The 10,695-nt window shown below is 61.4% G+C and carries 11 protein-coding genes; 5 read left to right on the forward strand and 6 right to left on the reverse strand.

Going from position 1 to position 10,695, the window contains the following annotated elements; genetic code table 11:
* Positions 1-29: 29 nt before the first annotated feature.
* From VGI36_08285 to VGI36_08310, 6 genes are all read right to left on the reverse strand, one after another.
* Entirely contained in the window at positions 30-980 is a 951-nt protein-coding gene (locus VGI36_08285) for an alcohol dehydrogenase catalytic domain-containing protein (GenBank protein ID HEY2485133.1), read from the reverse strand.
* Positions 981-1,071: 91 nt separating this feature from the next.
* Positions 1,072-1,419 (reverse strand): zinc ribbon domain-containing protein, encoded by a 348-nt coding sequence (locus VGI36_08290; protein HEY2485134.1) that lies wholly within the window; start codon positions 1,417-1,419, stop codon positions 1,072-1,074.
* A 148-nt stretch (positions 1,420-1,567) separates the two neighbouring features.
* A complete protein-coding gene (locus VGI36_08295; protein HEY2485135.1) occupies positions 1,568-1,870 on the reverse strand; it encodes a YggT family protein in 303 nt (100 codons plus the stop codon).
* A 15-nt stretch (positions 1,871-1,885) separates the two neighbouring features.
* Complete coding sequence (gene proC / locus VGI36_08300; GenBank protein HEY2485136.1) at positions 1,886-2,707, reverse strand: pyrroline-5-carboxylate reductase; 822 nt, start codon at positions 2,705-2,707, stop codon at positions 1,886-1,888.
* Positions 2,704-3,393: a YggS family pyridoxal phosphate-dependent enzyme gene (locus VGI36_08305; protein ID HEY2485137.1), complete on the reverse strand. Its 690-nt coding sequence runs from the start codon at positions 3,391-3,393 to the stop codon at positions 2,704-2,706. Before VGI36_08305 ends, proC begins: the two co-directional genes overlap by 4 nt.
* A complete protein-coding gene (locus VGI36_08310) occupies positions 3,393-3,971 on the reverse strand; it encodes a Maf family protein (GenBank protein HEY2485138.1) in 579 nt (192 codons plus the stop codon). The genes VGI36_08305 and VGI36_08310 overlap by 1 nt, the downstream gene beginning before the upstream one ends.
* A 324-nt stretch (positions 3,972-4,295) precedes the next feature.
* On the opposite strand from VGI36_08310, the gene VGI36_08315 reads away from it, so the two are divergent.
* The 5 genes from VGI36_08315 to VGI36_08335 all read left to right on the forward strand — a co-directional run bounded on the left by VGI36_08315 (position 4,296) and on the right by VGI36_08335 (position 10,556).
* Positions 4,296-6,368 (forward strand): transglycosylase SLT domain-containing protein, encoded by a 2,073-nt coding sequence (locus VGI36_08315; protein HEY2485139.1) that lies wholly within the window; start codon positions 4,296-4,298, stop codon positions 6,366-6,368.
* 38 nt (positions 6,369-6,406) lie between these two features.
* The gene (locus VGI36_08320; protein HEY2485140.1) at positions 6,407-7,270 is read left to right on the forward strand and encodes a hypothetical protein; all 864 of its coding nucleotides are present in this window, start codon (positions 6,407-6,409) and stop codon (positions 7,268-7,270) included.
* 129 nt (positions 7,271-7,399) lie between these two features.
* The gene (locus VGI36_08325) at positions 7,400-8,095 is read left to right on the forward strand and encodes an HAD family hydrolase (protein HEY2485141.1); all 696 of its coding nucleotides are present in this window, start codon (positions 7,400-7,402) and stop codon (positions 8,093-8,095) included.
* Positions 8,092-9,348, forward strand: coding sequence for a CoA transferase (locus VGI36_08330; protein ID HEY2485142.1), 1,257 nt, complete (start codon positions 8,092-8,094; stop codon positions 9,346-9,348). Before VGI36_08325 ends, VGI36_08330 begins: the two co-directional genes overlap by 4 nt.
* Complete coding sequence (locus VGI36_08335) at positions 9,345-10,556, forward strand: CoA transferase (GenBank protein ID HEY2485143.1); 1,212 nt, start codon at positions 9,345-9,347, stop codon at positions 10,554-10,556. The genes VGI36_08330 and VGI36_08335 overlap by 4 nt, the downstream gene beginning before the upstream one ends.
* The last annotated feature ends 139 nt before the right edge of the window (positions 10,557-10,695 follow it).

The following is a 10,695-nucleotide window of genomic DNA, read 5'->3' on the forward strand; positions in this document are numbered from 1 at the left end:
AGCCGACGCTTTTCGAACGACCCGCTCGCTCACGACGGTTTGAGAAGAATTTTGAAATTGGAAGATTTTGCCGCCGCTTCCATTGCCGCAGCGCCTTCCTCGAGCGGAAAAGTCCCATCGATCAGCGGCCGGGGATCGAGCCTGCCGCTTTCAAGTGCCGCCAGCGCCGGCGCTAACCGTCCGCATCGCGACCCGACCACGGTGATTTCGTTTACTACCAGGGGCGCCAGGTTGAGCGTCGCGCCGGTCGCCGCTGTGCTCTTCAGGACTATCGTGCCGCGCGGTTTGACCAACTCGGTTGCGCGGCGCAATCCGTCACCGTGGCCGGTGCAATCGACCACGTAATCGAACCTTTCCTTCAGATCCTGCTCGAGGGAAGTGGAAAGTCCCAGCGACACAAGCCGGCCGAGCTTTTGGGGATGGTGGCCCGCCACGATGGGCAGGTAGCCCTCGCGCTTCAGCGCCAGGGCAATCAACGCACCCAGCCGTCCATCACCCAACACGACGATGGTACGATCGCGGGCGACGTGGAGCTGCTCGAAGATCTCGTAGGCGGCCGCCAGCGGTTCCGTGAAGACCGCAGTTTCGTCCGGGATGGAATCCGGAACTGGGAGCAAATTTTCGTTTGGGAGGCACAGGTATTCAGCGAAGGCGCCGTCGCGGCCGAGAATCCCGAGCACTGTGCGGTCCGGGCAATGACGCGCGAGGCCGTTACGGCAATAGGGGCAGCGGCCGCAAGCGGTGTTGATTTCGCCAACCACGCGTTGGCCGCGAAGTTTCGGATCGTTCGTCGCTGTCACTCGACCGACGAATTCGTGGCCCGGTACTCCCCGATAACCCATGTACCCGCGCATAAGCTCGAGGTCGGTGCCGCAAATTCCCGCCATGGAGACACGCACGATGGTTTCACGCGCGGTCGGGGCCGGATTCGGGCTATCAGATCGGAAGATCAGTTTTGGGTCGACCACGAGCGCGCGCATGGCTAGGAGCGGCGCGAATCAAATTCGCGCGATCGGCCCCATTCAAACAGAAAGAGCGCGGGACATGCCACCCCACGTGACGGTTGGGGTGCTAATCTGCAGACTTAGCGGGGGTCGTCTTCTCGGAAGAGGAAGGCTTGGACTCGGTAGAAGTCTTTGCCTCGCTCTTGGCTTCAGTTTTGGACTCGCTCTGCGACTCGCCCTTCGGGCTGCCGTTCGGTGCCGATGCGCCGTCTTCAGACGCCGGAGCGTGGTCCTTGCCCTTGTTTGCATAGTCGGTGGCGTACCAACCGGTGCCTTTGAGCACGAAGGAGCTCCGCGACATCATCCGCTCCACCTTGCTCTTGCAGTTTGGACACTTTTTTAGCGGCGCCTCAGTGATACGCTGCATCACCTCGACGACGCCGCATTTGTTGCACTTGTATTCGTAAATTGGCATTTGCGGTCTCAGACTGCCAGTCGCGCGAATGCGACCCTACTCACCATTTAGGTAATCACCCTCGCCTACCGTGTCAACGTCGAGGGAAAGAATTCGGTTTTGATTCGCCTGAAAGCCAGCACTCCTCGGCTTGGAGTGCCGATCAAGGTCATGCGAACCCCGGAACGAGAACGTGGACCACGGTGGGAATCAGCCACATTTGGACGAACTCTATGGCGACGATTACGACCAGAGGGGAAAAATCGATTCCGCCAAAGAACACCGGCAGGTGATCCCGCACCCACCCGAAGAGCGGTTCCGTCACACCGTAGAGGAAGCGGACGATTGGGTTGTAGGGGTTCGGTTCAATCCAGGTGAGCAACGCCGCGATTATCACAATCCAGAAGTAGATGTTGAGCAATCCTTCCAGGACGTTCCTGAAGAAGAGGACTAGATTTACCCAGGGACTCAAGTGCGACGCTTCGCCTCAGCTTACCCGGCCAAGTTCGCGAGAGCGATCGGCCGCGGCGTGAATTGCGCGGGCCACGATATCAGAAAATCCGCTCTCCGCGAATCGGCGGAGCGCGGCTTCGGTGGTTCCGCCCGGCGATGCGACCACCCGGATAAGCTCGGCCACCTCGCGCTTTGACCCTCGCATCACGTGTTCAGCGCCGCGAAGGGTTTGCAGCGTCATACGTAGCGCCAGGTCGCGTGGGAGACCCTCATTGATAGCGCTATCGACCATCGCTTTGGCGAATACATAGACATATGCGGGGCCGCTACCGGAAAGCGCAGTGACCGCATCGAGCAGGCGTTCGTCACTGACGGCGACCGCGTCCCCCACTGCTTGGAAAATGCGCATTGCGAACGACTCGTCGGCCTTGCTGGCACCTTTGCTGCGGACTAGGGCGGCCATTCCCTGTCCCACCATCGCGGGCGCGTTCGGCATCACGCGGATGACTCGGGCGCGGGCGCCGAGAAACCGGCATATGCGTTCGCTGGGAACTCCGGCTGCGATCGAAATGAAAAGATGGCTTTTCGCGTCTGGCTTCAGAGCGGCCCCGATTTCGCTCAGGACCTCATCAATGATCTGTGGCTTTACCGCAATCACGATTGCGCGCGCCTGACGGATGATCAGCAAGTTATCAGCGGTGGTTTCAACCTTGAGCCTGCGCTTGAGGGCGCTGCGCCGCGCCGGCGCGATATCAGAGACGATCAAATCACTGGCGCGGAATACCTTGTGCTCGACCAGCCCGTGCGCGAGCGCCTCCGCCATATTGCCGCCCCCGATGAAGCCAAGTTTTTTCACCGCGGTCTTTCGCCGAACACCGCGCGTCCTACCCGCACGATGGTGGCGCCTTCTTCGATCGCGACTTCGAAATCATCCGTCATACCCATCGAAAGCTCGGCGAGGCGCAATCCGCTGCGCGCGGCGAGAGTATCGCGCATTTCGCGCAGGCGCGAGAAGTACCGCCGGGAGTGCTCGGCGCGTGGCGCCGGCGGCGGTATCGCCATCAGCCCAGCGACCTGAACCTGGTCGCGGATTTCCGCGACCAGCCGCTCGGCATCGCCCGGCGGGATTCCGCGCTTGCTCGTCTCACCGCCGAGATTGATTTCGAGCAGTACGCGGATTGGGGGTATGGGGTGCACTTTGTGCAATGCCTGCGCGAGCCGCTTGCTATCAAGGCTGTGAATCAGTTCGAACATCGAGGCGGCGGGTCGCGCCTTGTTGCTTTGCAGGTGGCCAATCAGGTGCCATCGAAGGTCGGCTAAGTCCTGAAGCCTGGTCCGCTTGGCCATGGCTTCCTGCACGTAGTTTTCACCGAAGTGTCGCGCCCCAGCGCGATAGGCGGCGACAATCGCTTCCGGATGCTGGGTTTTGCTGGCAAGGACCAGACAGATAGCGCCCGGATCCCGCGGCGATCGTCGAGCTGCTGCGGAGATGCGATCGTTCACTTCGGCAAGTCGGCGCCCGATTTCATGCTCTGACAACATCAGGTGGGACTGGCGACTCCACATCGCTGCAGCGCGGCCAGAACCTTCTCCACAGGAAGCCCCATCACGTTGTCGCGGGATCCGTTGACTCTAGATATGAAGCTTCCCCCGATGCCCTGAATTCCATATGCGCCGGCCTTGTCGAATGGCTCGCCACTGGCGATATAGTCGCGGATTTCCGTCTCGGACAAGGGACGAAAAAAAACCTCGCTCTCCACTGCTTCGCTTTCGACGAGGCGCCTGTCGTGGGCAACCGCGAAAGCGGTTATGACCACGTGCCGGCGGCCGGCGAGAAGAGTCAACATGCGCTGCGCGTCAGCGGCGTCGACGGGTTTCTCGAGGATTTCGGCCTCGCATTCCACCACGGTGTCCGCGCCCAGGACGATAAAATCGGGATGACGGCGCGCAACTGCCAGGGCTTTAGTTTGTGCCATCCGTAGCGCGTATTCGCGGGCGTGTTCCTGGGGCTGACGACGTTCTTCGACCCCGCTCTCAGCGAGCTCGAAGCTCAGGCCTGCTGCGCTGAGCAATTGCCGCCGACGCGGCGATGCTGATGCGAGAATGAGTTTGCGCGACATGGTGGTGAGGGCTGGGTCGAGTGTTGCCAGACGGAAATGGGTCTCGCAAGCGATCGCGGATCAATCCGCGCTGAGGAATTGAAAGACAGTCGTCGTTCGAACGGAGTGGCGATGATCTTGGAACATGGAGCCCGCCCCCTTCCCTCGAAGAGGACGCGCGGGTCGGAACCGAACCCCCAATTGAAGCGGATTGATTGGTACGCTAACCACGATCCAGTGGAAATACACCGCAGACCCGGGATCGCGCTCACCATTCTCCTTGCAATCGCGATTGCCGGGTGCGCTACCGCGACCGCCCGATCGCAGCCGGTGACCTCTGAGCCGATGCCTGCCAAGACGACCCCCGGCGCCGCGGCCGCGTCCCCCGCCGCACAGCCACTGCCACCTGAAATCGTGTCGGCCGACGCGAGGCAGGCTTTTGCCACCGGGTACAAGGCCTTCATGAACCATGACTACGCGCGCGCGATCAAAGATCTGACCCTGGCCGCTGACCACTACCCTGGGCTGGGCGACTACGCACTTTTCTATCTGGCCGAGTCGCAGGCGGCGCAGGCGGACTTTACGGGCGCGTCGGCAACTTTGGAGAGGTTGCGGGCGGAATATCCGCAAAGTGTTTTGACCCCGCCTGGGGAACTAAAGCTGGCGCAGATATTTCTCAACCTCGGCCGCAATGCCGACGCACTGTCGGTAGCGACGCATGTGGTTGCCACCACGAGCGACGCTTCCCTGGGCCAGAATGCACGATTCGTGCAGGCGCAGGCGGAGCGCGCGATGGGGCTGGACAAAGAAGCCTACCAGCACGCGATGGCCATTCGCGAAAGTTACCCACGGAGCGACGCGGACTCCAAGGCGCGGGGGCTGGCTTACTCGATTCGGGCCGCAAACCCCTCGGTCTCTACCGTCCCAGCCTTCACCTACCATCGAAGCGAAGCTGCCCTGCTGTTGCGAGAAGGACTCGCCTCGTTGGCGTTTGATGAGGCTCAACGGGCGCTCGCTCTGGCACCCACGAGCTCGGATCGCGCAGAGCTTCTGTGGATCCAAGCGCAAGCCTCGAAGTCCGACAGCGATCGCCAGAAGCGCGCCTTGCTCGATTACCTTTCAATCGCGCCACTCGGCCCCGAGGCATCGGCGGTGCTCTATGACCTCGCGCTGGTTTACTGGAAGGAAGATGAGCCCGATCGCGCGCGTGCCCTGTTCGAAAAGGTAATCGCGGAGTTTCCGTCGAGCAGCCACGCGTCGGCGGCAATGCTTCGAATCGGCCGAATTTACGAAGAACAGCAAAACTATGATGCTGCCCGGGCCGAAGATGGCCGGCTGGTTGAGCGCTATCCGGGGACCGAAGCGGCGGAAGACGCCCGTTTTCGCATTCCCTGGTCGCTGTACATGGCGCACCAGTACCCGCGAGCAATCGCGAGTTTCACCGCGATGCGCAAGCGAGCCGAGGGTCCGGGGGAGCGCGAAATGTTTGACTATTGGCGTGCGCGCTCGCTGGAAAGAATCGGCGACACCGCCGGCGCGCACGAAATCTATGCGCGCCTCGCGCAGAGCGTGGAAAGCAATTACTATCCGGCGCTGGCCGCAGAGCATGTGCCCGCGGTGCACGCAGAGCTTGCGGCGGCGTCGCTGCCCGAGTTGAGCATCGAGCCCACGCCCCCGAGCGCGTCGCCCACGGTACGCTTTCATTTAAGCCGCATTCTGGCGTTGCGGGCGCTTGGCATTTCGGACCTTCAGGCGGGCGAATATCGCGCCCTGGAAGATGCGGCTGGCGAGGAACATTCCCTGCGGGAATTTATCCTGGCAGGACTACAAGCGGCGGACGCCTGGTATGACGCAATCGTTGCTGCGACCCGGATGTCGAAGAATGGACATCTGACCGCCGGGGTGGCGGAACGAGTTCGCTATCCACGCGCGTACTGGGCACTCTTCTCGCACCTGGCGGAGCAGCAATCGCTCGATCCGTGGCTGGTGCTCGCCCTGGCCAGGCAGGAAAGCCTGTTCAACCCGCGCGCGCGGTCGGTTTCCGACGCGCGCGGGCTCATGCAGCTGCTGCCCTCGACCGGGGACCGAGTTGCTCACCAGGTGGGCGAACAGTCGTCACCCGATCTGTTTGATCCCGAGACCAACGTCAGACTCGGTACCGCATATCTGAAAAATCTTTTTGAGCTGTTCCAGGGAGATCGGTTCAAAGCGGTAGCTGCTTATAATGGGGGCGAGCATGCGGTCGAGGGGTGGACCCGCAGATTTCCCGGAGACGACGACGAATGGGTCGAGAATATCGGCTATCGAGAGACGCGCGATTACGTGAAGAAGGTTATCGGTGGGCGCCGCGAATACCTGCTGCTGTATCCCTCCCAGGACGAATCACCCGCTATGCGATCGGTTCCACCCAGCCGGTAGCCGGTATCGATGTCGGCGAAGACTATCTCGATGTCGCGATGCTGGACGGCAGAGCGAACTCGCTCCGCCTGGCGCGCGTACCGATCTTCCCCGCGACCACGCATCCGGTTGCCCAAATCGCTGAAAGTATCTCGAAATTTTTCCCCGAACTCGGGCCGGGGTCGCTCGCGCTGGTCGATTCACCGCGTGCGCCATGCGTCGTCCGGAGCGAGTCGCGCCAGCGTGATCTGGATCTCATGCTCCGCCGCGTGGTTGCCGCAATAAATCGCGCCCGAAGTTCCGCAGAGTACCTCCGGCTCGCGCTCTTTCCGACCCCAGCGGCTGACTACTTCGCTCGATGTGCGAGCGCGACAGCGTGCAAGCCGCACCTCATCCGCATCGCCCACGAGCTTCGCCTGACCGACAAGGGAACAATGTCGGTGCCCAGAGGTCGCGGGTGGCTCTTCACGCGCTTCATGCTCGCGGGCTTTGCCACCCACCGGGCGCTCGAACAGCTCGGCGTCGACAGCTTCGAGTCGTACCCGTATCTGGTGTTTTCGTTGTGGAAGGCTGCGTCCGAGCGATTACCGCCCAAGTCTGATCGGCGGGCGGCTTTAAAAGCGAGACGGGCGATCCTTGCGCGACTGACCCGGAGTTGCCGGTTGACCGCACCGGCGGCGAAATCTCTGGATGAAGCTGATGCGGCAGTCTTGGCTGTCACGGCGCACTTGTCGGCCATCGGGCGCGGCGGTGCCCTGATGTTTCACAGCCAAATGCACGGCAGATTCCTGCTGGCGCTGAGGAAGCGCGACCTGGCAACCGCCCTGGCGTTGGGCATTGTTTCGCTACCTCCCCTGGGTGTCGTCGATGGTCCCGCGGCGAGGGAGGGAAGCGGAGGAGGACGAGGTTTTTCCCCGAGGTAGAGACTCGTCGGAGGCTTTTGGGCAGCTCTCGTTCGATCAACCGGGGAGCGCTTTTTCGATGCGAGCTTGACAAGTTGCGAAGCAAAAGGGTTCAAAAGGGCAACGCATCAGGGGACCCGGACCAGCAGGTTGGCTGCACGCGAATTCAAGGCGATTTTCTTCGATCTCGACGGAACCCTCGTCGATATACACGGGCCGCTCTACATCGCCGCGCGCAACGCACTCAGAGACATCGGGCACCACTCCGATCTCACGCCCGAGCAATACCGCGAGGCACTGAACCGCAACGAGGTGTGGCTTGGCGTGCCGGAGAATCGTCGACCCGAGTATGTCCAGCTGGCCTTTGCCTATTTCATGACGGAAATCGACAAGACCGAGCGACTGGAGGTCCTGCCGCACGTGGCGGAGACGCTGGCCGAACTCAAACGAAGACGCTACGCGACTGCAGTGGTGACCAGTCGTCCAGGAGAGGCTCGGCGGCTGATCGAGAAGCTTGCGATGGTGGGCCTGGCCGCATACCTGGACCACGTCGTCACACAACCGACCTCATCGATGAAAGACTTGCTCGACAAAACCGAGTTGCTGAAGCAGACCGCAATGAGGGTATCGGTACTGCCGCCGGCGTGCCTGTACGTGGGCGATGAGCCTCGCGACATAATGGCCGCGCAGCAAGCCGGGTTTGGAGGGACAGTTGGAGTTGCGACCGGAGCTGCGTCGTTTTCGTATCTTAAGAATCATCCACAGCACCGGCCCGACCACGTGATCAATTCGATGGCTCAGCTCTTGGGTCTCCTCGAGGCTATGCGTCAGGGAGTGCCACGGTGAGCCGCCAACCGCTGCCTGAAGCGCTCGAGGGCCTTCGCGTGGTCGAGCTTCCCTGCCTCGACTCGATGCCATTTCTGGCTGCGGCGATGGCGGCGAAGTCGTTTGCCGATTTCGGAGCTGAAGTTATCAAGGTCGAGCCGCCGCGGGGCGGCGCGCAAGAGCGTCAGCTCGGGCCCTTCCGCGACGATCGGCGCGATCTGGAGACGGGAGGGCTCCACTTGTTTTTGAACACCAACAAACTCGGCGTCACGCTCGACCTCGAAAACTCCTCGGCCCGCAGAATCCTCTTTTCGATGCTGGAGCAAGCCGACGTCCTCTTCAATCCCAACCCTCCATCGCTCAACGACCGAATCGATCTCTCGTGGCAAAGGCTGACCGAGCATTTTCCAAAACTCATCGTCGTTTCGCTGACCCCGTTTGGAGAAGACTCCCTGTACCGGAATCTTCGGGGCGGAGATCTGGTTGCCACCCATATGAGCGGCGTCGGTTACGAAACGCCTTGGCATCAGGTTACGGATCCAGCCACTCAGCCGCCCCTCAAGCTCGCAGGGCGTCAGTCGGACTATCTCACCGGGTACACCGCTGCAGCGGCAGCGATGGTGGCGGTGTTCGATCGCGCGCGCAATGGCTCGGGCCAACATGTGGACGTAAGCCAGTGGCTGGCGATGGTTAGCATGGTCCGGCCCAATCTCGGAGGCTCGACTCACGAATCTCCTCGGGCGCCCGCATACCAGCGGCTTAGCATTCGCAAAAAGGCGGGCGCACAGTGGGTCTATCCATGTGCAGATGGCTGGGTGAGCTTCAACGCGGGAACGCAGAGATTCTGGAATGGATGGAAAGCGGCCATAGGCCAGCCCGAGTGGATGGAGGCCGAGATTTTTGCAACTGCCGCTGACCGAGCCGCGCATGTCGACGTCATCGAGGCCGCCATTCACGACTGGCTATCGAACATCACCAAGAAGGAGGCCTTCCAGCGCGCGCAGGCTCAGCACGTACCATGTTTTCCGGTGCATACGGTTCGTGAGGTAGCGGAGAACGAGCAATACCAGGCGCGCGACTTTTTCCAGGAGCATGACCATCCGAGCGCGAAGCAGATTCGTACGCCCGGTGCACCGTGCAGATTTGGAAGGACACCCTGGCGAATCAAGCGCCCTGCGCCGCGCCTGGGCGAGCACAACCGCAAGATCTTTGGAGAACGCTTGGGTCTCGACCAGGTCGAGCTAGAGCGACTGGCTACGGAGCACATCGTGTGAAAAAGCGTCTGCCGCTCGACGGAGTCCGCGTGCTCGACTTTGGATGGATCTTTGCAGTCCCGCACGCCACCGCCTGGTTGGGAGCGCTGGGGGCGGAGGTAATACGGGTTGAAAGCATGCGCGCGCCTGATCTGGTGCGGTTTTTGACCGGCACCGACGGCGTGATCGGACCGAACCTCTCGGGCGTGTTTCATTCGATAAATTTCTCCCGCAAGAGCCTGGCGCTCGATCTATCGCGGCCCGAGGCGCAGGAAATCGCGCGACGGCTGGTCCAATACAGCGACATCGTTACCGAGAATTTCACGGTGGGTAACATGCAGAAGTACGGACTCGATTACGAAAGTATCCGCCGGCTCAAGCCTGACATCATCATGTTGTCGGGCACTCCGCTGGGTCAGAATGGACCCTTCGCGCGTACGGTAGGATTTGGACCCACGACGCAGGCATTCGCAGGACTGTGTCATCTGACCGGCTACCCGCAGAGCTTTCCATGCGGAATAGGGGGGACCTGGCCGGATTTCGCGGTGGGAACCGCGATGGTCTTCTTTCTGCTCGCTGCGCTCCACTACCGAGACCGCACCGGGGAAGGCCAGTATCTGGATCTGTCGATGGCCGAAATGGTGACGACGATGATCCCGGAGGCGATGATGGATTTCTTCTTGAACGGGCGCGAACAGAGCCCGCAGGGAAATCGAACTCCATCGATGGCGCCGCACGGTGTCTTTCCCGCGGCCGGGGAAGATCGATGGGTCGCAATTGCAATCGCGAGCGACGCTGAATTTGCGGCTTTGTGCGAGGTGCTCGGTGTGCCTTCGCTTGCATCGGATAGCGCCTACGCGCACCTTCCCGAGCGGCTTGGCAATGTGGAGATGCTCGAAAATGAAGTTGCCGCCCGCACGCGCGATCTCGACCGCGACGAGTTGGTGCGGCGGCTGCGTGAACGAGGACTGGCAGCCGGACCGGTGTACAATACCCACGAGTTGGCCGCCGACCAGGCGTTCCGCGCCTCGGAGATGATGATCACGCGAGAGCATGGCGAGTCCGGTGCGCGCGCCGTGCCTGGGCTGCCGGTGAAGTTTAGCGCCATTGAACCCGACTATCGCGGTGCACCGCGAATCGGCGAGCACAGCGATGAAATTTTGGCAACCTTGCTGGGAATGGACTCTGAAGAGATCGCCCGGTTAAAGGAAGGCAAGGTCATATTTTGACCGCCCTGTCTGTCTCCCATGCGGATAGGGTTCTGCGAAAATTCTGCGGTCCGCGGCGGTCTGGTCAAGAGGTGACGAGTTTGAGGCGCTTGGGGATGAGCTCACTAAATCTGTGCCCGCCAGCTGACCCCATCGAGAT

Source organism: Candidatus Binataceae bacterium (assembly GCA_036495685.1).
GTDB lineage: Bacteria > Desulfobacterota > Binatia > Binatales > Binataceae > JAFAHS01.